The sequence below is a fragment of the Maribacter luteus genome (assembly GCF_009674825.1).
In the GTDB taxonomy this organism is placed as follows: Bacteria; Bacteroidota; Bacteroidia; order Flavobacteriales; family Flavobacteriaceae; genus Maribacter_A; species Maribacter_A luteus.
In genome coordinates, this window is record NZ_WKJH01000026.1 from 1 (window position 1) to 23,645 (window position 23,645).

The following is a 23,645-nucleotide window of genomic DNA, read 5'->3' on the forward strand; positions in this document are numbered from 1 at the left end:
AGCTGACTTAAACGGAATTTGGGAATATACACTCGAGAATTGGTCTGAAAATCAAGCTGACAGATATTACGACATGCTTCTGGATATTTGCCAAGACATTGCTGACAATACAGAACTTGGAAAAAATTATGACGGAATTAAATCTGACCTTTTCGGGCTAAAAGCAAATCGACACGTAATATTTTATCGAAAATCAAAATTAAATCCAATCGAAATAACGAGAATTTTACACGAGCGTATGGATTTGAAAAACAGATTAACCGAATAAAAACTGCACCACAACACCGGTAACCGTTGCACAAGCCTATAATTATTGGAATAATGACTTCCACAACCGATTTTTAGGGCTGTCTTATTTTTTAGGTGACCAAATATCCCATTGTTTTTGCCGGGCTTAAAAACAACCTTTCGAGCTTGTAAGGTTCGGTTTTTACAGAAAGTGATAAAGCAAGTTGCCCTGCCCCGATTTTTGAGCGTTTTTCGATGAATTTCAGGTACTTCTTCAGGTTGTATGCGATCGTCAATTAAAAATGGGCGAACAGTTTTTCCTGATAGTCCTTCTTGCCTTGCATACCTAAAGTTACGATCCATTTCCCGATCGGCAATGATCCACAATGACTTTTTTCTTAACTTGTGCAACAGGCATAATACCTATAATCCATTGCGACGGATTTCCTAAACGGAAATCCTTAACTTTAGGCAATGGCGTGGTACCAGACGGAAAAATCCAAACGGATTTTTCTGCAAAGAGATCATAGCCTAACCGTTGTGCTTCATTATGACAAACCGCTAATCAATGATAAAATTCTTTAGAAAAATTAGACAAAACTTGCTTTTAGAAGGCAACATTGGAAAATACCTTAAATATGCAATTGGTGAAATTATACTTGTTGTTCTAGGGATTTTAATTGCCCTACAACTTAACAACCTCAATGATGAACGGAAAACCGAAAATTTAAGGCAAGTTTATTATAAACAATTATTACAAGATTTTGAGAATGACAAAGCATATATAGAGAAGACATCTTTAGCCATAGATTCAAATATGGTAAAAATTAGAGCCTTTAAAGAAATCTATAATCAACCAAACTTACCAATAATTGAAATAGTTTCTGAAACTGGAAAGTTAGATTGGCAACTTTATAATGTTCAATTCAAAACTAATACGGTAAATACGTTACAGAATACTGGTGACATCAAATTAATACCACCAACCATTAGGGAACAAGTAATCCGTTTAGATAAATATAAAGAAGCGACAGAAGAGGCTTCTGAATACAATAATGGTGAAGCTGGTAAAGCGGGTGCAACGGCAGCTAATAGATATGGGAGTCCAGAATTTGCCTATAAAAACATACAAAATCAACCCAAACTGCGGGAACGGGTATTTGAAGAAAAAAACTTAATAGAGCTTCTTATTAACTTCGAAAGGTGCCAACATATGAAGGCTAAATCGGAACAAGGAAGCCTTATAAGTTTTAAGAAAATTCTATCTGATATGGAAGAAATTGAAATTCTTATTAATAAGGAATTGAAAATATAACGAAAGCACAACACCGGTAACCGTTGCACAAGTAACCCAAGCAGTAAAAAATAAATCATTACAAGCCTCTTTAAGGGGCTTTTTTCTAGTTTAATCCGTATTGAAAAGTCAATTTTAGATGTCTTAGTAAAGCTAAAAACAAGTCACGGATAACACTTCTCATAAAGACTTTAAAAGCAAGTTGCCCTGCCCCTTTTTTTATTCGTTTTTGTTCAAATTTCAGGTACTTCATCAGGTTATAGACGCTCGCCAACTGGAAACTCGCGAACAGTTTTTCCTGATTATCCTTTTTTCCCTGCATACCTAAAGTTACGATCCTTTCCCCATCGACAAAGATTCGCAATGACTTTTTTCTTAACTTGTGAAACAGGCATAATAAATAAACGCCATTAAAACGGGCATTATGCACAAATTAACCCAACTAGAAAATGACAGCTAAAAAATTTTTATTTATACTCTTTTTTCTTTTAACCTATCAATTCGGTTTCTCGCAAGCAAATAATGTTGAGTCTTATTACATCCCTGCTGTCAATGGAACCAAATTGGCTATGGATGTGTACTTCCCAGAAGATTATAAAAATCAAAAACTCCCTGTACTGTTTGAGTTTACCCGTTATTGGAGGGGCAAAGAAGACCCGAAAACAGGTGAGCCAATTCCTTCACTCAAAAAACGAGATAAATATTTTCTTGACCATGATTACATCCTTGCAAAAGTTGATGTTAGGGGAACAGGTGCTTCCTACGGTGTTCGTACAGCAGAATATTCGCCTACGGAGGTGAAAGATGCTTGGTACATTGTTGATTGGGTCGTGAACCAACCGTGGTCTAATGGTAAAGTAGGAGCCTATGGCACTTCATACTCCGGGACAACGGCAGAGCTTTTATGTGCTACCCAGCACCCGGCCATTGAAGCTGTAATACCTGGTTGGTCAGATTTTGACGTTTATGAAAGTCCTTCGCGGCCTTATGGAATGCTTGCAACAAGTTTTATAGCGGTATGGAGTCAATATGTTGATTGGCTAGACCAAAATTCAGTTGAGAATCTGGGGGCAAGTGTGAGGCGTGTCGGTAAAGATTTTCCGATGGATGCAATCAAAGAACATGAAAACAACACAATCGTATTGGAAGCTCTATCTAAAGCACCTTATAAAGATTCCAAATTTGGAGATTTCAAATCCGAAGAACTCGACCCCTTGCATTGGAAAAAGGAAATTTCGGAATCAAATGTACCCATGCTTGTTCTTACAAGTTGGTTGGATGCCGGCACGGCAGAAGGTACTTTATTACGATTACAACATTTTGATAATCCGCAGAAAGTTGTCATGATGCCAACTTCTCATGGCGGACGTTCACATGCCAGCCCATTTGTTGTTTCTGACAGTATCGTTGAACCTATTCCTTCTGTTACTGAACAACTTAGACTACAACTTAACTTCTTTGACCAGTACATAAAGGGGATTGACAAAGAAGTTGAAGATTGGCCAACCATTAAGTACTATAATTTTGGAGAAGAATCATTTAAACATTCTGATATTTGGCCACCCAAAGGGCAAGAAAGAATTAAGTATTATTTAGATACCAACGGAAAATTAATTACTTCATCATCAGATGAACCTCAGGGTATGGATGAATATCTAGTTGACTTTTCGGTAAGTACCGGTACAAACAATCGATGGACAACCCAAATGGGAAAACCCGTTCTTAACCTCAATAATCGCAATGCTGCCGATTCTTTAATGCTAACGTATACAACCACACCTCTTGCAGAACCGCTTCAAATCACGGGAACACCTGTAATTTCCCTCAATCTGTCGACTACACACAAAGAAGGGGGGATTTTTGTCTACTTAGAAGATGTTGACCCAGATGGAAAAAGTAGATATATCACAGAAGGCGGGCTTTTGCTAACACATCGAAAATTATCTACGAATGCTATGTATGATAAGATACCGTATCATTCATTCAGAAAATCAGATGCATCACCAATGCCTATTGATAAGATTGAAGAAGTGAGCTTTAAATTACATCCTACATCCATTCTCATCAAGAAAGGACATGCTATAAGAATTGCAATTTCTGGGGCAGATAAAGATACATTTGATAAGGTTCCGACCGAAGGAATACCAACTTTGAGTATTTACAGGAATAAAACAAACATATCTTTTTTAGAATTACCAATAATAAAATAAAACATGTGCATAATAAGTGCTAAACCGCGCAACTTTTCATAAACAAACACGATGATGTAGCATTATTCATATCATTTTCACTGATTTTTAAAGGTATTCCTGTGTTCGCTGCGCTCGTGACGCCTGCGTAGACCAAAATCCCTTCATCACATTTTGCCCCCACTCCCTCCCGCACACTGCTCTCGCAAATGTCGCCCGGTCTTTCGGAAATGCTACATCATCGCAGCGCTATGACAGATCGCTATCGGGATAGGATGAGAGGTGATAGACGAATAACATGGACTTCACATAGCGCTGCGTTGTGTGTAATTTCCAACCAGATGTAACATTTATCCTTTTGAAGAGTCTTCATGTAAAGGCATTGAACTAAATGAATTAAAAATTTGGAAGATTACTAATGCCAAACACTACCCACAAACCAAATTATGTTCAACTATGAAAAATTTGAATCCAAATGGAAAAAGGGAAATCATTATATTCTCGGTAATTGTTATAGCCTTGAGTTCGGTAATATGTTTTATCTCTTATAAATTAGATGATCCAAATGTCTCAATATTAACTGTTTTCGCACCATCAATAGTTGCACTGATTTTTACTGCCATCACAAATGGGAAGAAAGGTCTCTATGAGTTGTTCATTAAACAGACGGTGAAGAAAACAGGTTTAAAATGGCTTCTTATTTCAATGATTGGAATTCCGGTCCTTGTATCTTTGGCCATGCTCACTTCCTTGGGCTTCGATATTTCCAGATTCGATTTAAGAACTACTCAACTGCTGCCACAGATTGTTGTTATTGTATTAATTGCAGTAGGTGAGGAATATGGATGGAGAGGTTTTTTACTTCCCAGATTGATGGATAAATTTAATCTGTTATATTCAAGTATAATACTTGGTTTGATATGGGGAATCTGGCATTTTCCAGCATATCTGATTGGAACAGGGGTGCCATTGCAAATGGACTTTACAGTGTTTTTATTATGGGTAATTTTGGGAACACTTTTTATAAGTTGGATTTATTACTATACCAAAAGTGTGTTGACCTCGATACTGGCTCATATTAGTGCTAATGCGGCCTTTAATTATCTACTAATTTTGCCAGAATTTACTGGAAGTATGAATACATTTTGGTTGTTTATTCTATACTTGTCGGTTCTGATGATGATGATATTCTACACTAAAAGAAAAGATTTATTAAAAAGCGATAACAATAAATATTATTGAGTCGAGCGTATATTAAAAACCTTATGAAGAATGGTTAAAAAGCTCGAATTAAAAATCTCCAAAAATAACGGTTAAAATTAAATAACTACACACAACAATGGCTCCCATGAAAAGCCCTAATCCAGTTCTCTAGAGTTAGCCACTGTTTTCTTTTTGCCTTAAACCACCTTCTTCCTTTTTAATATCATTTACAAGGGTTTTTCTTCCTGGCACTCATAACCGATTTGTACCTACGTAAAATCATCAGATTACATTTATCTATAGATTAAAGAGTAATAAAAATGGTATATTTAAAAACAGCATAAAATCAATTTTAACCTATAAGCATATTTCAGGATAAGACATTAGAACTGAAAATGAAAGAAATAGAGATACCATATAATTCAGGAACATTATCCGCAACTTTATTTGACAATACTAGCAACAAGACCATTTTAATTATTGCTTCAGCTACAGGTGTAAAACAAAAGTACTACTATGAATTTGCCAAATATGCCGAATGTAAGGATGTAACCGTAATCACATTTGATTATAACGGAATAGGTAGTTCTCTAAAAAAACCTATTGAAAAACTAAACATAAATGCTGCAGATTGGGGTAGTAATGATATAGAAAGTATAATACAATTCGCCATAAAAAACTACCCAAAATCAAAGAAAGTAATTCTTGGACATAGTATTGGAGGACAGCTAATTGGACTTGCCGAATCTTGTAACAAATTAGACAAAATTATTCTAGTAGCGGCACAATCCGGTTATTGGAAACACTGGAAGGGATTTAGAAGGATGAAAATGTGGTTCAATTGGTATATTCTTTTTCCGCTTATTCTTGGGGTTTTCGGCTATTTGAAATCAAAGAGAATTAGCGGCATGGAAAACTTACCGAAAAATGTAGCTGAACAATGGCGAAATTGGGGTAAGAACAGAGACTATATTTTTAGTGATAAATCTATCAAAAACACCTTCTACGAAACCATCAAGGTCGATATGACCGCATATAGTATAGATGACGACACCTTTGCCCCGAAAGAAGCAGTACAATGGATGACAGAGAAATACAAGAATGCAAATAGAAAATCAATACATTTAAATCCTATTGACTTTCAAGCCAATAAAATCGGGCATTTTGGAATATTTAAAGAACGTTTTAAAAATACAATTTGGACTCAAATTTTGACTGAAATAAAGTAATACGGACTTCACATAGCAATGGGTTGTTTTCAATGTCCCAAAAAACGAAAAAAGCAATAAATCAAGGATATAAAAAAGCATTCGTTTTAAAATTTTAAATACATTTGACATCGCTAATACAAAAGATATGTAGTTAAGATTTTCTTCCTTACCCGATTTTCGAATTCTCGCCCCGAGTGAGGTTTGACCTTTCGAAAATCAAAAACAAGAATCTTAAACTATAATATATCATTTATGAAAAATAGCATTGAGCGTTCACCACGCACATTTTCTAAAATATTCCTATTTATCTCTTTTAACAGCTTTATCCTTAACATGAGCTGTGATTCTAAAGATGAAGATTGCACAAAAACTGCAGTTGTGAGAGATACTTACTTCTTGAACAACCAACAATACTACCTAGATAGAACCATTGAACTACCCTGTAGTTTTCCTGATCCGGAACCGTTAAATCAAATTGACCCACCTGAGTTAGATGGTTTTACTTACGATATCTTATTTTATGAGTTTATACCCGACACCGGCAATAATACTTCTCGTTGGCGATTTGAAATTCAATTGAACAACCCAAATGATTATAAAGTTACAGGGTTGCCTATATTGACCGTAAGGATAGGAGAGCTAACAACGAGTCAAAGTTATTCGGATAAAACAACCGTGCCTTGCTTTGAACTTGGGGCCAATTCCAGTTGTACACTATCCTATGACCAGGAAAGCTCTTTGGATTTAGGTTTAATCAATGATATTGAACTTATAAACGTTCAATATTTTTTAACGAATCAGAATTAATCGGTTTATCTAAAGTATCAACGGTGTAGTAACAGCCTTTTTGTAGACATTGGCTACTAATTACAATTTGCTAGAATCGAAAGGATATTTGGGTTTGTTCACGCAAACGGACTTCAATCTGACACGCCCTTTAGAAAGGTTACTTAGATCAGTCAATTATGTGCAGAAACGACAACCCTTTTTATACCGTTTATTTTTAAGAGTTAAATTATCTATGTAAATAACAATCCCATAATAATTTTAGCATTTAGTTATTATTTTAATAATAATTACATTATATTTGGTTACCCAATTTGGGCACCCAATCTGGATAACCAATTAATCATAACTAAAATCGAAGCAAATATTATTTTTATTATGGGAGTATCTGGTGTTGGTAAAAGCACTATAGGCTCCTTATTGTCAAAAAAATTAGGTATTCCTTTTTTCGATGGGGATGATTACCATCCTGAGAGTAATATTTTAAAAATGTCTAAAGGAGAACCTTTAAATGACAAGGACAGACTGGATTGGCTACGAACTTTGAACCGGCTCGCCGTAAATCAATTAAAAACCAACAGTTGTATAATAGTTTGTTCCGCCTTAAAAGAAAAATATCGGGAAATATTAGCTTATTCTATTGAAAGTAAATCAAAATGGGTTTTTCTCAATGGTTCTTTTGAACATATACTCGAAAGAATAAAAAATCGAAAGGGTCATTTTATGCCTGCACATTTGCTAAAATCACAATTTGAAACTTTAGAAATCCCTAAAAATGCCATTGAAATAAATATCAATCAAACACCCAATAACATTGTGGAAATAATAAAAAACGAGATAATATCCAAATCACAATTTGGTCTCTTTGGATTAGGGGTTATGGGCAAAAGTCTATGCCGCAACTTAGCAAGTAAAAATTTTAGAATATCGATGTTCAATAGGCATGTTGAAAGTAAGGAAGTGGACGTTGCGGTAAATTTCAAGAACGAATTCGAAGAATTATCTACAGCACTTGCCTTTGATGACATTGAATTTTTTGTAAATTCTTTACAGACACCACGAAAAATCATGTTGATGGTGAATGCTGGTAAAACAATAGACTTGGTTATCGAAGACATCTTGCCATTTTTGTCCGCAGAAGATATTTTAATAGACGGGGGTAATTCTAATTACAATAAAACCAAGGAACGGTTTGATTATTTAAAATCTAAAAATATTCATTTTATAGGTACAGGAGTTTCCGGTGGTGAACAAGGAGCTTTAAAAGGCCCATCCATAATGCCGGGAGGTGATAAAGAGGTTTATGAAAAAGTGAAGCCATTTTTTGAGGCGATAGCGGCCAAAGGTGAAAACAATTTACCCTGTTGCTCCTACATTGGACCTGAAGGGAGCGGTCATTTTGTGAAAATGGTACATAACGGAATTGAATATGTAGAAATGCAATTATTGGCCGAAGTATATACATTACTAAAAGCATTGGGAAATAATCCCGATCAAATGGCAGATATTTTAGAGTCTTGGAAAGAAACGAACAGTTATTTATTGGAAATTACGATTGATATCCTTAGAAAAAAAGAAGGTGATGATTGGTTGATCCATAAAATAATGGATAAAGCTGGCAATAAAGGCACAGGAAACTGGACAACTATTACAACCGCCCAATTAGGGGTACCCAGTACCATGATCGCTTCTGCCCTATTTTCACGTTATACTTCTTTTTACAAAGATGAAAGGACAGCAGCAAGTATAAATTTTGAAGCAAAAGATAACTCTAAACCTAATATAACCAATACCGATATTTTAAAAGCCTATCAATTTGCAAGAATAATGAATCATTATCAAGGTTTTAAATTAATCATAGAAGCATCCAATAGTTATAAATGGGAATTGAATTTAAGTGAATTGTCTAGAATTTGGACCAATGGTTGTATAATCAGATCTGACCTTATGGTAAATCTGGTCGAAGTTTTTAAATCAACCGACAATTTATTGACCAGTGATATAATAATTCAACAGCTTAAGTCTTTAAAACCGAGTATTAAAAAAGTAGTTTCCCAAGGTGTTTTAAACGAGTTGCCAATCCCGAACTTAAGTGAATCGATTAACTTTTTAAATTGTTTTACAACAGCAAATTCATCAGCAAATTTAATACAAGCCCAACGTGATTATTTTGGAGCCCATACTTATCAAAGAATAGATGATAAATCTAATAAATTTTATCATACAAACTGGATATAACAGACTAACTTAAACTAAAACCCAATGCCAATATCCCAAAATAAAACATCCATATTAAAAAAAATCATTGCCATCATATTAGGCTTTGGTCCTGGAATCTTTGCTATAGGCTACACCATCGGCACAGGAAGTGTAACGTCTATGATCGTAGCCGGAAGTAAATTTGGAATGCAGTTATTATGGGTGCTTTTGGTAAGCTGTTTGTTTTCGGGAGTCTTAATGTTTGCTTATGGAAATTACGCTTTGCTCACAGGAGAAACCGCACTTTACGGTTTTAAAAAACATTTAAAATTCGGAAAGACCTTAGCAATTTTGATAATTATTGGAATTACGTTCGGGCAATGGAACTCCTTAATGGGGATCTTAGGTATTTCCGCCAATATAATCTTCGAAATATTAGCCGTTAATTTCGAAGGCTTGGTACCCCTTAAATACGAAATAGTCTTAATTACAGCCATAATAATCATAGTCGTTTTCTATTTACTTATGCTGGTTGGAAAATATACTTTTTTTGAGAAGATTTTGGTCATTTTCGTCACCATAATGGGCTTCTCGTTCATACTTTCCTTGTTCTTTGTCCAACCACTTCCAATAGATGTTGTTAAAGGATTGATACCTACAATACCCAAAGTTCCTGGAGGCAAAATGTTAGTGGCCGCTTTTGTAGGTACAACCATGGCAGCAGCTACTTTTTTATCCCGTCCACTCTTCGTTAAAGGAAAAGGATGGAATGCCAATAATTTGAAAGAACAAAAGAAAGACTCCATAACCGCGGCGATTTTAATATTCATAATAAGCGGTACCATAATGGCAGTTGCATGTGGAGCACTATTTCATCAAGGTAAAGTAGTAACTGAAGTTTTGGATATGGCCAATACATTGGAACCTGTTGCAGGAAAATGGGCGGTTAGTATATTCTTTTTTGGCGCCTTGAGCGCCGGGTTATCATCTATTTTCCCTTGCCTATTAATCGCACCTCTCTTAATCGCAGACTACCAATCCGGAAAGTTAGATACTTCGTCCAGACAATTTAGAATCATAACCGCCTTAGCATGTTTAGTTGCTTTGATCGGTCCGGCATTTGGGGCGAATCCCATAGAAATTCAAATTTTGTCTCAGGTATTCAATGTATTTGTTTTACCAATAGTGGTTCTCGGAATCATATTAATGCTAAGCAATAAAAAAGTTATGAAGGGTTATAAGACAAGTACAGGTGTTTATATAGGTTTGTATGCAGCATTGTTCTTTTCTTTGATTATTTCGTTCAATGGTATATTGGCACTTTTGGAATATTCCGTTTAGGATTTTATTCTAATGCCTTATTAAAATATCACCATATCCTGATTCAAACCCTTATTAATTATTTAAGACCAACAATTTAAAACATTTAATTTCCGTGAAGATTAGTTTAGTAGATAAGAATGCGAATAGGTTGTTCCAAAATGATGTGATCTGTAAAATTCGCGATTTGATCAATATTAGAAATTTAGAATATGGAGATAAATTGCCTTCTGAAAGAATCATGTCCGAAAAATTCAATATCAAAAGAAATCATATTAGGGAAGCAATAAGGAAGTTGGAGTTTTACGGGGTTCTGAAATCTATGGCGCAAAGCGGTACTATTCTCGCTATTGGATTAACGGGGTTCAATGGTATGGTAGATGAAATTATTTCCCTAGACCCCCCATCTTTTGATGAATTGGTAGAAACTAGGATTTCGTTGGAATTAAAAACGGTTTTTCTTGCTTCAGAGAGAAGGACCGATGCGGATTTAAAGAAGATAAAAGATTCCCTAAACGCCTATAAAGCCCGAATCATTGAAGGCCAAGATTATTTAGAGGAAGATTTATTGTTTCATTTAGCAATCGCTAAGGCCAGTAAGAACAAAACCCTTTTGACATTAATGCTTTTAATTACACCACCGATTCTTTCAACTTACGAAAGGGATAAAGTCTGTGAGGGCGATAAAATCGAATCTGAAATCAAAAAGCATGAAAATATTTACTCTGCTATTGCCAATAAGGATCCTCAACTTGCTGAGGAAATGATGAAAGATCACTTTTTCAAATTATCAAAATACATAGAATAGAAGTACTACTTAAAATTATAAAGCGAAAAAATCATGGATAAAAAAATCATTAAAACAACATCAAAATTACTCCTATTAAGTTTGTTTCTAATACATATTGGTTGCAACACCACTCCTAAAAAATCGAGTAATAAAGAAAGTGACAAAACCGTGTACGCTAGCGACGTTATTCCTTTTTTCAATCATTGGAAATTGATTTTAGGTGACGGCTCCAATGTAGGTTATGCAATAAATTATGAGAACAAGGATTTCTTTTACACCGTTAATGAAGATAGTATAAATTGGGTAGTTTTCAAAGCACCAAATAGTGGTGAGACACACGGAACCTCGAACAACACTAGAACAGAATTGGCACAAGTTAAAAAATGGTACCCAAAAACCGCTAACGATAAATTGACCGCTACACTTAAAGTCATGAATGTATCGGCTACGGGTGACGCCCGTGTCGCAGCCTCTCACGCTGTAGTGGTTGGCCAAATCCATAGTGCAGATAAGCATGAAAACGAACCACTTAAAATATTCTACAAGAAATTTCCGGGCCATACCAAAGGATCCGTTTTTTGGCACTATGAAATCAACACAAAAGGTGATGATAATTCTAAAAGATGGGATTACTCCACTGCTGTTTGGGGCAATGACTTTTCAGTTGTTGGCACAGAAGCGAACACTTACCCTCCTGAGCCAAAAGACGGTATTGCCTTAGGTGAGGAATTTACCTATAATATCGAAGTTAAGGATGGTATCATGACCTTGGAATTTATGAGTGAAGGCCACGAAACAAAAACGTTCACAAAAAATTTGATCGAATCAGAATATATTACGACCGCGGATATTCCAGAGCAAACAAAAAAATTATTTGTGCCAATTGGTCAAGATGGGGTTGAACTTAAAGAAGCGTACACAGAAGAAGGTTTGTTTTTTAAACTAGGTGCATACAATCAAACAAATGGAAAATCGCCGGAAGTAAATAGGAATTGGTGTTCTGGTGCAGAAACACATGGGGGAGATATTCAAAAGCAATATGAAGACGGAAACTATGCTGAAGTATGGTTTAAAACAGGGGAAATTTCCATAAATAAAAATGCAGTTTCAAATGAAGGCTATTTTAATAAAAATGACCATGTCAATTAATTTAAAATATCTTAAAACCCTAAGAATAAATTTACATGAACCAAAATATGACGGATTGTAGGTTACAAGTGACCATTAAAAACGAATAAAAAACATGAAAAACATTAATAAATTAGTCGGTAAAAATGTCCTAATAACAGCTGGGGCCCAAGGAATAGGTGAATCCATAACAAAACATTTCATCGATAGTGGAGCCAATGTCGCCATTCACTATTTTTCCAGTGCCGAAACTGCGAATCAATTAACCGAATACGCTATTAGTAAAGGACAAAAAGCGGTTGCCATAGGTGGTGACCTAACAAAAGAAACAGATGCGAATGCATTAATTGAAGATACCGTAGCGTCTTTAGGTGGATTGGACATATTGATAAATAACGCAGGCTCACTTGTTTCCCGTAAATTACTCAGTGAGATGGAGGCTGATTTCTGGCACAAGGTAATGGACATTAACCTAACATCCATGATGTTCGTAACTCGGGCAGCATCTCCTTATTTAACTCAAAATGAAAATAGTAGCATTGTTAATTTGGCTTCACTCGCCGGGCGAAAAGGAGGCCATCCAGGTTCTTTAGCTTATTCTACCAGTAAGGGAGCCATCCTCACATTCACCAGGGCACTGTCCTCAGAATTGGGCCCCCAAGGTGTAAGGGTCAACGCTGTTGCTCCGGGACTTATTCTAGGCACCTCATTTCATAACACACATACAACAAAAGAATCTGCCGACGAAACAACGGCCGGCATACCTATCAAAAGAGCTGGTAACGCTAATGATGTGGCACGGGCAGTAGTATATCTAGCCTCTGAATACGACGGTTTTATTACTGGTGCTACGCTCGATATCAATGGTGGCGTCTACAATATGTAATCGCCATTCACGGGAATGTTGTCTTCATTGGGCTTAAGTATTTATAAGTTCTATAAAAAATTGGCAACCCTCATTAATTATGGCATAACACTGGTTATTAAATAATACCCTCTAAAGAACCTTGATTAGTCCGGGTTAATTAGAGGGTGTTTTATTAGCGATATGTTAGCTTAATTACCGTTGAGCATTATTTCAAATCCAAATACTACATCAGTACAAAAAATAAGAAATATGAAAAATAATTAAACAAAAGCCCAAAATGTGACAAATGTCACTTTTCAAGCACAAAACCTATCGTATATTTGCGATAAGAAATTTGAAATGGGCCGAAATACAAAACCGAAAAAAGTACATTTTGGCAAATTTTCATTACCAGATAAAAATAGGTGAAAAGAAGTTTAGAACATATTACCTACGGAAAAGATACAGAAGCTTTGGCGAAATTCGCCAAAGCCTTAGGGCATCCTACCCGAATAGCGATTTTAAAACATCTAGAAAATCAATCATGCTGTTTTACAGGGGATTTGGTCGATGTATTCCCATTGGCCCAATCAACTATTTCCCAGCACCTTAAAGAGTTGAAAAACGCTGGTCTTATCCAAGGTGAATTAAAACCGCCAAAAATTAAATATTGTATAAACCAAGAGAACTGGCAGACAGCCAAAACTATGTTCAAAGATTTTTTTGAACGATAATTTTTTAATAATCCTATCGTCTATTTGCGATAAACTAAATTTTAAGTCATGAGTAAAGTAATTAAAATCCTAGGTACAGGTTGCCCTAAATGTCAATCTTTGACCGGTGTAGTTAAAGAAGTGGTAAATGAAAACAACATTGACGCCACTATTGAAAAAGTTGAGGATATCATGGATATCATGAAATACAATGTAATGTCGACCCCTGCTTTGGTGATTGATGATGTGGTCACCATCAAAGGACGTATACCCTCAAAAGATGAAGTACTGGCCCTATTGAACTAAAGGGTAAAACCATTGTAAATCTTATTATTCGTAAATCCATTTAACATGTTTGATTGGGTACAACATTTGGCAGATTGGTTTGTCTATGATGTATTGAAGTTAGGCCAAGGGGAACATTTATCCGAGGCCTTGAACTTTTTCATTTATGACACCATCAAGATTTTGATCTTACTTTTCGTGGTTATATTTTTTATGGGAATAGTAAATAGTTACTTTCCCATAGATAAGGTCAAAAATTATCTATCCAGAAATAAATTATACGGATCGGAATATCTTATGGCAAGTCTTTTCGGTACAGTTACACCTTTTTGTTCCTGTTCCTCGGTTCCCTTGTTCATTGGTTTCGTAAGTGGTGGAATTCCCCTTGGGGTTACTTTCGCTTTCTTGATTACCTCTCCCCTTGTTAATGAAGTGGCCGTTGGCTTATTTATTGGACTTTTCGGAGTTAAAATGACCCTGATCTATGTATTCAGTGGTGTTTTGCTCGGCACTATTTCCGGAATGGTCCTTCAAAAATTAAAATTGGAATCCTATTTAACTCCTTGGGTTAAAGACATTTTGGCCAATGCCCAAAAAGAACAAGATGCTTTTATAGCCGACAAATCATCCTTAAGGGCCAGATTACCCATAATTTGGGCCGAAGTACTTAAAATTCTTAAAGGAATCGTTCCTTATGTAATCGTGGGAATTGCTATTGGCGGATTGATGCACGGTTACATTCCAAAAGGTTTTTTTGAAAAGTACATGGCCAAAGATAACCTGTTCGCGGTGCCGATAGCCACAATATTGGCCGTTCCCATGTACTCGAATGCATCCGGTATACTCCCGGTAATTCAAGTTCTGGTATCCAAAGGCATCCCTATAGGAACTGCAATTGCCTTTATGATGGGCGTCGTAGGCCTATCGTTGCCAGAAGCCATGCTCTTGAAAAAAGTAATGACCTTAAAGCTTATAGGAATTTTCTTTGGAGTCGTAACCCTTTGTATCATCATTTCAGGCTATATATTCAACATTATCTTATGAAATCGATAAAGTACATTCTCTTATTATTCTTGACAGTTAGTTGCAATACAACAAAAGATACGCTCAATACCACCCATAACGCCAAGGCCATTAAGGTTTTGGATACCGATTTTTCCAAAGGAAGATTAACACTGGAACATAAAATAACCTTGGAAGACCTAGAAAAATTCCATGGTCATTTATGCGACGGACTCATTCAAGGTTTTTTAGGAATACAAGAGGGTTTAAAATTGCTTTATCCGTCCGGGATCATTGACCGAACAAACACCAGAATCATTAGTAACAGTTCACCTTGTTTAACAGATGTTGCCATATATATTACAGGTGGCAGATATCAGTACAATTCATTTTATGTTGATGATTCGATTCAGGATGCATTTTATATCCTTCAGAGAAAAGACAATAATAAAACCGTGAAAATTAAATTGAAAAAAGGTGTAAAACCATTGGAAATAGATGAATTGGGTGCAAAAGCGGTAAAAGGGGAGTTATCACCCTGTGATTTGGACAAACTCAAAAACCTTGAGGACAAATTTTCCGGGAAACTATTATCATCCAATCCAAAAATAATTTTTGAAATAACAGAAATATCCAATTTCGATTGGAAACCCCAATTAAGAAACGACGATACAAAAATAGATATCCTAAATAAAAACAAATCAAAATGTCAATAATTAAAAACTCCATCAACATGAAAACAATCAAATTCTTAACAGCAATGGCCATTATTCTGGCATTCACTTCTTGTAAAGGCCAAAATGAAAGCAAAACAACAGCTAGTGACCAAGCAATTTCAAAAATAGAGGTACTGGACTTTCATTCTACACATAGATGCATGACATGCAATGCGATCGAGGCCAATACCAATTTTACTTTGAACACGTATTTCCCCAATGAATTAAAAGAAAGCAAGATAACGTTCCAGGTAATTAACGTAGATAAGGAAGAAAATGAGGCAATAGCCGAAAAATTCCAAGCCGCCGGCACATCATTATTCCTGAACGTAATTAAAAACGGAAAAGAAAAACAGATTGATATGACCGATTTTGCCTTTATGAAAGGAAATGACCAAGAGGCATTTTCCAAAGAGTTGAAAGCAAAAATAGAATCGGAACTTAAAACGCTTTAAATGGATTATTTACAATCCTTTTTAGAACAATACAACATACCCGTTTTATCAGCATTTGTACTCGGACTAATGACAGCCATTAGTCCGTGTCCTTTGGCAACCAATATTACAGCAACCGCTTTTATCTCGAAAAACATCTCAAGCAAACGAAAGGTGTTCCTTAGCGGAATCTTGTATTCGTTGGGTAGGGGGTTTAGCTACACCGTAATAGGTCTTATCCTATATTTTGGGGCCAGCAAATTCCATATTGCCAGATTTTTTAACCAAAATGGGGAAAAATACTTGGGGCCACTTTTAATAGTGATCGGATTGATCATGCTGAATATCATAAAATTGAATTTCTTGGGTACTTCTAATTTTCAAGAGAAATTATCAGACAGGTTCAAGGATAAAGGGCTTTTAGGTTCTTTTCTAATCGGTGTGGTCTTTGTCTTGGCCTTTTGCCCCTACAGTGGTGCCCTATTTTTTGGCATGTTGATTCCCATGACGATTTCCTCTGCGGACGGACTTTTTTTACCCATTATATTTGCTTTCGGAACGGGGCTTCCCGTTATACTTTTTACATATTTAATGGCTTTTGCCTTGGCCAAGGTCGGTGTTTTCTTTAATACCATTACAAAAATCGAAAAGGTCATGCGTACCGTTGCCGGAGTGGTTTTCATCATCACAGGTGTCTACTATGTTTTTATTTTCATTGGTGTTTTTTAAAAAACCACACCCTAAGTAAGAACTTATATAATCAACAAAGGATAGTTCATTTTAAATAGGCCATAGCATAGGGGAATGCAAGGAAATCCTTAACTTTAAGCCTTGACCAAATAGCCATCGATTCCAATGGAAATTTATATGGGTCAAATCATTTAGTTAAAGGTAAAACAACCCAAAAAGAAATAAATGAACACCAAATTTGTTAGAACGTTATTACGGCCCATATCTATTATCTGTATCGCATTATTGTTCAACAGTTGTTTGGAGAAGATTAAAAGCTCTAAGATAAAAACTGAGGAAACCACTACTTACCCCAGTGATGTAATACCGTTTATGGACCAATGGAATATCCTCTGTGGTGATGGCACTAGTGCTAAGGAATTAAAAGAATTTGAACACAAAGATTTCTTTTATGTCACGAATGATGGAAAAACCGATTGGGTCGTTTACAAATCCCCCAACTCTGGCATCACCTCGAAAACCTCCAATAATACACGAACGGAATTAGGCCAAAAGAAGCACTGGAAAACAGAAACCGGTGGTAAATTAACAGGAACCCTTAAGGTTATGCATGTTTCAACTTCTGGTGACGCAAGGGTCGCGGCTTCATATTCCGTAGTTGTGGGTCAAATTCACGGTAATGAAGGCCACGAAAATGAGCCTTTAAAGATTTTTTACAAAAAATTCCCTGGGCACAAAAAAGGTTCTGTTTACTGGAATTATGAGATCAACACAAAAGGTGACAACTCCAAAAGATGGGATTATTCAACTGCGGTTTGGGGTTATGACATGTCAGTGGTCGGTTCTGAGCCAACAACATACCCTGAAGAACCAGAGGATGGAATAGAACTAGGGGAGGAATTCAATTATGAGGTTAATGTTTACAACGGTATTATGTATCTCACTTTTTCAAGCGAAGGCCATGAGACCAAGAAATTCACCAAAAGCCTCGTAAAATCGGAATTTGCGGAAAAATCGGATATTCCACAACAAATCTTAACCTTGTATGCCGCAATAGGTCGTGATGGCATAGAGCGAGAGAATGCATATGCCGGGGAGTTACAAAATTTTAAACAGGGAGCTTATAACCAAACCAATGGAAAAGTCCCGGAAGAGAATATTGTTTGGAATACGGGATCTGAGACCTACAATGGTGATATTGCAAAACAATATGCCAATGGATGCTATACCGAAGTCTGGTTCAAAGAAGGCACGGTGGGTCCTGGGATGAATCCGACAGAAAATAATCCATAGTCATTTAACATTACTGAAAATCGTACATTCAATGAAAAGTGCACAACAATTGGCCGATCGGTTGGAAGAAACCATTCTTAATGGCACCTGGGTCGCGAATACCAATTATAAAGACCAATTGAATGATTTGGACTGGAAAACAGCGACGACCAAAATCGAATCACTGAATTCAATTGCAATTCTGGCACAGCACATTCATTATTATACCAAAGGTATTTTAGAAGTTTTTAAAGGAGGTACACTTGATATAAGCGATAAATACAGTTTTGACTTCCCTCCTATTTCATCTCAAAATGAATGGAAAAACTTCCTGAACCGATTTTGGAATGATACCGAACAACTTATCAAACTGATAAAAGAACTACCGGAAGATTCATTGAACCACGTTTTTGTAGATAAAAAATACGGTACATACCTTAGAAACATTAACGGAATGATAGAACACAGTTACTATCATCTTGGGCAAATCGTACTTTTAAAGAAAATGCTCTTGAACAAGAGTTGAATGTACCTAGTTCTTTGAAGGAAACCCCAACCCTTCTTACCCTATAAAAGACATACCGTATAATTACCGCCTATTCACTAACTTTGGGTCTATAAAAAACCATTACCCATCCCCTTTTCTAAAAAATAGGACAAACAAAATAAAAAGGGTGTATCCCCTAATATCGTAATTAGAAATATGGAAAAGAAGAAAATAAATTATGCGAAAGTGAACATTGCTTTTGGAATTCTAGCTGTTTTAGGAGGAATTGCCTTAATGTTCTTAGGACAATTTATTATGGGAATTTCAGGAGCTGTTATTGGCGCTGTAGCCGCAATAAGTGGATTAAAATTAATGAAGTAATCAAGGAATGACCGATCCAATGCCCCTAAATAAGCAATGAAATGAAAAAAACGACAATACTCACCATCCTGTTTCTAACGATTCTTCTTACGTCTTGTATAGAGAAGAACCAGAATCTTAATTTCGCAGGGGAAGATAAATTCTCTGCCCTGGAATTAGAGAAGATACCTGAAAATTTAGTATTGAATGACACGACCTACGTACCTATCTATTCAGATATCTATAATGAAACAAAAGACACGCGATTCAACTTAACGGCAACCTTAAGTTTAAGAAATACGAGTTTAAACCACAGCATCTACATTACTTCCATAGAATATTACAATTCTTCCGGAAAGAAAATAAAAGAATACCTGAACAAACCTATTGTTCTAAAGGCCATGCAGTCGGTGGAATATGTTATAGAAGAGAACGACACTTCGGGGGGTACAGGTGCGAATTTTGTAATTACATGGAGTGCCAATAACAAAGATGTAGCCCCTATTTTCGAGGGCATCATGATCTCTACCAATGGGCAACAGGGAATTTCATTTACTACCAAAGGAGTTTCAATAAGTCGCAAATAACATATGGATTATAAATATTTAATGTACCTTCATCTAGTAACCGTTGTGCCATGCTTTTTCATAGGTACAATGCTACTGCTAATTAAAAAAGGAACCTACATACATATAAATTTTGGCAGAATATATATGATACTAATGGTCATTACTGCTGTTATAACCCTTTTTATGCCTGCCGAAGTAGGCCCCAGGTTCTTAAATCACTTCGGATATATACATAGCTTTAGTTTTCTAACCATCTATACCGTACCTACCGCATACAGGGCCATAAAGAAAGGCAATGTAAAATCACATAAACGCAAAATGGTACTATTGTATTTTGGGGCAATCCTTATAGCCGGAGGCTTTACCTTTACGCCTGGCAGATATCTTCACCAACTATTTTTCGGATAAAGTGAAAGACAAAAAAAATGATTTTAAAAACGGACAACTCTTAATCCAAGTGTTGACTTTACCCTAATGCAGTAATATCTACAGCCACTTTTAGCTTACTTTTTCCACTACCGTAAACCACACCTTTTAAAGGGGGCACATCATAATAGTCCCTACCCCATCCTACTACAAGATGTTGATCGGCAGGTATCATATTATTGGTGGGATCAAAATCAACCCAACCGAAGCCTGGGATAAAAATTGCGAACCAAGCATGGGAAGCATCTGCACCAACTAATTTTTCCTTGCCCTTTGGCGGTACGGTTTCTATATAACCGCTAATATACCTTGCAGGCAAGCCTACAGAACGTATACAGGCAATGGCTATTTGGGCAAAATCCTGGCAAACCCCTTTCTTTTCTTTCATTACTTCAGTAATGGGTGTAGCTATACTGGTAAATCCGGATACAAACTTAAAATCGGTATAGATGCGTTGCATGAGTTCAAAAGCCGCATCGAATACCGAACGATTTCCCTTGAAAGAAACCTCAGCATATTCCCTTATCCGTTCATCTGTTCGTTTTATGAAAATAGATTCTAAAATATATTGTTTGGCGTCCAAAACCCCCATATCGTTACCTTGTAAGGCAAAAAGTGCTTCATTCATAGTGACTCCCCTACAGGTTTCTGACGCAAAAGAATCCTGAAATTGAGCATAATCGCGAACTATTTTACTTTTTGTAGTCACCTTAAGCACCTTATGCTCTGTTTGAATGGAGAACCGTGTGATATAGTTTCCAAAAAAATCAATACGCTCCGATATTTCCGCTGGTTCAGGGGAAATAAGTATCTTATAATCCAACAATGATTGTCCTTTTGACTCCCTTGGCCTTAGGGTGGCTATGTTATGGCAATAATTTACTGGAGCATTATATTCGTACGTGGTGGTATGTGTAACGTTGAAAACCATATTAAATAGGAAATGATTGCATGACCAATTGATTTTGTTTATCGGTATGGTTAAAATAAGTACTCGTTATGGTTTGCGATGTTTTATACAAAAGATCGGATAATTCTTCCAATAACGTATCTAAGTCTTCCCTAAAGAAATCGGACTCGGATTTTGTTTTAGCCAGCTTTGAGGATTCTGCCAAACGTAACTTGGAGAAGGCTTCAAAAATATACTTTTGATAGTTACTCAACGAGTGGTCTTCTTGGGAATGTGGTAAACGGGCAATATCTTTCTGGATCCTATTCAACATGAATGTCAAAGATCGAGGATACTCCAGATCCAAAACCACTAGATCCAATACATTTTCCAATTGAATAAAAGAACGATAGCTGTACCTATAAATATTAAGGCTTTCATGACTGGTCAACAAATATTCCAATAGATCATATTCTACCTGTTCTTCATATTTGATAGTAAGTAAGGAGCGACATTTGGAAATGGTCAGCATACTTTGCTCCAACTGTAGTCCGATAAAGTAAAGCAACAATCCCTGTTGAACCAAAATACTCTCCTCTATCAACCCCATAAATGCAATTAAACGGGTAATCAACTGGTTAAGCACTTTTAAAATCTTATTTACGGAACGATCTTTATCATCCTGGAAATTTTGCCATAGTTTTTGGATGTTCTCGAACACCCGCCACATATCCGAAGACCAAAGATTACGAATAGCATAATAAGAATTACCGAACATTTCAATAGTATGTGCCAAACTCCCGGGCCTATTTTTATCCAATATAACCGAAAGCATTTCTTCCATAGGATTCTCCATGGCCAATTTACCTTCTGTCGTTTTCTCCGCAAAGCCAGGATACGTACCAGTTAAATGGGTTACGGCCTTGAACAATACTTGAAGCTTGACCGAATCCGGTTTTTCATTCCTGTTCTGTACCAATGCTATTTGTCGCATGACCATGCGTATAAAACGTGATATGACCAATGTACGCCCAACATAGCGGCCTGCCCAATAAAGGTTTTCTGCCGTAAGACTAGGTAAATCGTTAAGACCAGATATTGCTATTGGACTCCTATTCTGCCACTGCCTATTTTTATCTTCCTTTATGGGATGGTCTTCCAAAATCCAAAAGTCCTTGCTTGTTCCACCTCTTTGGTTAGATACCCTAACGGTCTTACTATCCGGCGCCACACGAACGAGTCCGCCTGGCATTACACTATAACCCTTATCGGAAGCTATACAAAATGCTCGGGTAACCAAATTTCTGGATTCTATTGTTCCTTGGACCAAATTCGGGGCTGTGGAAAAACTAATTTTTTCCTGGGCCACATAACTATAAGGACTCCGCTCTATCTCTTTCTTTAAATCATTCAATTCAGAGGAGGTCATGAATTCCGCAAAGTGGATACTCTCCCTATTGGTACGGTCTATTTTCTTGATCACCAATTGGGATAAATTATCGAGAACATATTTCTTTTCCTGTTCCTGCCCGCACCACCATGAAGCAATTTGTGGCAAGATCAAACTCTCATTGAGAAAATACTTTGCTATGCCCGGCATAAAAGGAATTAAACCAGGATTTTCGATAACCCCACTACCTACCGGGTTTATTATTGAAACATTCTTTCTTCTAACAACATCCAATAAACCGGCAACGCCCAAATGGGAATCTTCCCGAAGTTCAAGAGGATCCGTATAGGCATCATCGACCCTTCTCAAAACTACATCTATTCGTTTTAGTCCTTGTAATGATTTCATCCATAGGAAACCATCCCTAACCACTAGATCGTTACCTTGCACCAAAGGATATCCTAAAAATGAAGACAAATAGGCATGCTCAAAATAGGTTTCATTACGTGAGCCAGGGGTTAAAATAACGATATGAGGGTTCTCTTTCTTTACTGGTGAAGCATTGATCAACATCTTATTCAGATCTTTAAAGAAACCTGAAAGGCGCTTCACGTTCATTTTGCCATACATCTCTGGTAATATCCTACTTGTGGTAGACCTATTTTCAAGGGCATACCCCATTCCTGAAGGTGCTTCTGCCCTATCGTTCACGATCCATAACCGACCATCGGTGCCACGTGCCAGTTCTGCGGCATACATAGACAAAAATTTATCGGTCGGGTATTCAATTCCCGCACATTGCCTAAGAAACCCACGATGGCCATAAATGACTTCGTAGGGTACAATACCGTTTTTGATAAGGTTTCGTTCCCCATAAATATCCTTTAATACCAGATTCAACAATTCTGCCCGTTGTTTTAAACCGGTTTCAATGGTTGACCATTCGTTCTGATGCAATAAAAAAGGAACTACGTTCAAATTCCATGGGCGATGCATTCCCTTGGGATCGTTATAGACATTGTAGGTAACCCCATTTTCAGAAAGTAACCAATCAATATCTTTTTGACGTGCCATCAACCCGTTGACACCTAGTTTATCAAATTCGGTAAGTAATTTATTCCAATAAGGTTTTATACCGTTATCAGGGGTGAACATTTCATCGTTCTTATACTCTGTAATATAATTACTTAACCAGCTGGTACTTGTTATCGGCATAT

Annotated in this window: 24 protein-coding genes; 22 read left to right on the forward strand and 2 right to left on the reverse strand. The window is 36.5% G+C overall.

All coding sequences use genetic code 11. From position 1 onward, the window contains the following. The 22 genes from GJ691_RS15785 to GJ691_RS15890 all read left to right on the forward strand — a co-directional run. Nucleotides 1-268, forward strand: a 268-nt coding sequence (locus GJ691_RS15785) for a type II toxin-antitoxin system RelE/ParE family toxin (protein ID WP_154368630.1), incomplete at its 5' end; no start/stop codon positions are given. Nucleotides 269-796: 528 nt separating this feature from the next. After that, on the forward strand, nt 797-1,543 hold the full coding sequence (locus GJ691_RS15790) for a DUF6090 family protein (protein ID WP_154368632.1): 747 nt from the start codon (nt 797-799) through the stop codon (nt 1,541-1,543). Between the two features lie 428 nt (nt 1,544-1,971). After that, nucleotides 1,972-3,732 (forward strand): CocE/NonD family hydrolase, encoded by a 1,761-nt coding sequence (locus GJ691_RS15795; RefSeq protein WP_154368634.1) that lies wholly within the window; start codon nt 1,972-1,974, stop codon nt 3,730-3,732. Between the two features lie 435 nt (nt 3,733-4,167). Continuing rightward, nucleotides 4,168-4,953: a CPBP family intramembrane glutamic endopeptidase gene (locus GJ691_RS15800; RefSeq protein WP_154368636.1), complete on the forward strand. Its 786-nt coding sequence runs from the start codon at nt 4,168-4,170 to the stop codon at nt 4,951-4,953. A gap of 356 nt (nt 4,954-5,309) precedes the next feature. Beyond that, a complete protein-coding gene (locus GJ691_RS15805) occupies nt 5,310-6,143 on the forward strand; it encodes an alpha/beta hydrolase family protein (protein WP_154368637.1) in 834 nt (277 codons plus the stop codon). Nucleotides 6,144-6,377: 234 nt separating this feature from the next. Next, nucleotides 6,378-6,932: a hypothetical protein gene (locus GJ691_RS15810; RefSeq protein WP_154368639.1), complete on the forward strand. Its 555-nt coding sequence runs from the start codon at nt 6,378-6,380 to the stop codon at nt 6,930-6,932. Between the two features lie 357 nt (nt 6,933-7,289). Further along, nucleotides 7,290-9,149 (forward strand): NADP-dependent phosphogluconate dehydrogenase, encoded by a 1,860-nt coding sequence (gndA, locus tag GJ691_RS15815; protein WP_154368641.1) that lies wholly within the window; start codon nt 7,290-7,292, stop codon nt 9,147-9,149. Nucleotides 9,150-9,173: 24 nt separating this feature from the next. Further along, nucleotides 9,174-10,451, forward strand: a complete 1,278-nt coding sequence (locus tag GJ691_RS15820) for an Nramp family divalent metal transporter (protein ID WP_154368643.1) — start codon at nt 9,174-9,176, stop codon at nt 10,449-10,451. A gap of 94 nt (nt 10,452-10,545) precedes the next feature. Continuing rightward, a complete protein-coding gene (locus GJ691_RS15825; RefSeq protein ID WP_179955148.1) occupies nt 10,546-11,238 on the forward strand; it encodes a FadR/GntR family transcriptional regulator in 693 nt (230 codons plus the stop codon). A 33-nt stretch (nt 11,239-11,271) separates the two neighbouring features. After that, nucleotides 11,272-12,369: a polysaccharide lyase family 7 protein gene (locus GJ691_RS15830; RefSeq protein WP_154368645.1), complete on the forward strand. Its 1,098-nt coding sequence runs from the start codon at nt 11,272-11,274 to the stop codon at nt 12,367-12,369. A 94-nt stretch (nt 12,370-12,463) separates the two neighbouring features. Beyond that, nucleotides 12,464-13,234, forward strand: coding sequence for an SDR family NAD(P)-dependent oxidoreductase (locus GJ691_RS15835; RefSeq protein WP_154368647.1), 771 nt, complete (start codon nt 12,464-12,466; stop codon nt 13,232-13,234). Between the two features lie 386 nt (nt 13,235-13,620). Beyond that, nucleotides 13,621-13,929 carry an ArsR/SmtB family transcription factor gene (locus GJ691_RS15840; protein WP_179955149.1) on the forward strand — a complete coding sequence of 103 codons (309 nt, stop codon included), beginning with the start codon at nt 13,621-13,623 and terminating at the stop codon, nt 13,927-13,929. A gap of 48 nt (nt 13,930-13,977) precedes the next feature. Further along, nucleotides 13,978-14,214 (forward strand): thioredoxin family protein, encoded by a 237-nt coding sequence (locus GJ691_RS15845; protein ID WP_154368649.1) that lies wholly within the window; start codon nt 13,978-13,980, stop codon nt 14,212-14,214. A gap of 45 nt (nt 14,215-14,259) precedes the next feature. Beyond that, entirely contained in the window at nt 14,260-15,237 is a 978-nt protein-coding gene (locus GJ691_RS15850; RefSeq protein ID WP_154368651.1) for a permease, read from the forward strand. After that, nucleotides 15,234-15,911 (forward strand): formylmethanofuran dehydrogenase subunit E family protein, encoded by a 678-nt coding sequence (locus tag GJ691_RS15855; protein ID WP_154368652.1) that lies wholly within the window; start codon nt 15,234-15,236, stop codon nt 15,909-15,911. Before GJ691_RS15850 ends, GJ691_RS15855 begins: the two co-directional genes overlap by 4 nt. 17 nt (nt 15,912-15,928) lie before the next feature. Beyond that, on the forward strand, nt 15,929-16,366 hold the full coding sequence (locus tag GJ691_RS15860; RefSeq protein ID WP_154368654.1) for a nitrophenyl compound nitroreductase subunit ArsF family protein: 438 nt from the start codon (nt 15,929-15,931) through the stop codon (nt 16,364-16,366). After that, nucleotides 16,367-17,074 carry an aromatic aminobenezylarsenical efflux permease ArsG family transporter gene (locus GJ691_RS15865; protein ID WP_154368656.1) on the forward strand — a complete coding sequence of 236 codons (708 nt, stop codon included), beginning with the start codon at nt 16,367-16,369 and terminating at the stop codon, nt 17,072-17,074. A 186-nt stretch (nt 17,075-17,260) separates the two neighbouring features. After that, nucleotides 17,261-18,328 (forward strand): polysaccharide lyase family 7 protein, encoded by a 1,068-nt coding sequence (locus GJ691_RS15870; protein ID WP_154368658.1) that lies wholly within the window; start codon nt 17,261-17,263, stop codon nt 18,326-18,328. Nucleotides 18,329-18,359: 31 nt separating this feature from the next. Continuing rightward, the gene (locus GJ691_RS15875) at nt 18,360-18,833 is read left to right on the forward strand and encodes a DUF1572 family protein (protein ID WP_154368660.1); all 474 of its coding nucleotides are present in this window, start codon (nt 18,360-18,362) and stop codon (nt 18,831-18,833) included. Nucleotides 18,834-19,010: 177 nt separating this feature from the next. After that, nucleotides 19,011-19,175, forward strand: coding sequence for a hypothetical protein (locus tag GJ691_RS15880; protein ID WP_154368662.1), 165 nt, complete (start codon nt 19,011-19,013; stop codon nt 19,173-19,175). Nucleotides 19,176-19,216: 41 nt separating this feature from the next. Continuing rightward, nucleotides 19,217-19,741, forward strand: a complete 525-nt coding sequence (locus GJ691_RS15885) for a DUF3124 domain-containing protein (protein ID WP_154368664.1) — start codon at nt 19,217-19,219, stop codon at nt 19,739-19,741. Between the two features lie 21 nt (nt 19,742-19,762). Then, nucleotides 19,763-20,131: a DUF2306 domain-containing protein gene (locus tag GJ691_RS15890; protein ID WP_281351270.1), complete on the forward strand. Its 369-nt coding sequence runs from the start codon at nt 19,763-19,765 to the stop codon at nt 20,129-20,131. Between the two features lie 58 nt (nt 20,132-20,189). On the opposite strand, the gene GJ691_RS15895 is transcribed toward GJ691_RS15890, so the two are convergent. Together GJ691_RS15895 and GJ691_RS15900 are read right to left on the reverse strand one after the other, a co-directional pair. Next, entirely contained in the window at nt 20,190-21,080 is an 891-nt protein-coding gene (locus GJ691_RS15895; protein WP_154368668.1) for a transglutaminase family protein, read from the reverse strand. Between the two features lies 1 nt (nt 21,081). Then, complete coding sequence (locus tag GJ691_RS15900; RefSeq protein WP_154368670.1) at nt 21,082-23,643, reverse strand: circularly permuted type 2 ATP-grasp protein; 2,562 nt, start codon at nt 23,641-23,643, stop codon at nt 21,082-21,084. Between the last annotated feature and the right edge of the window lie 2 nt (nt 23,644-23,645).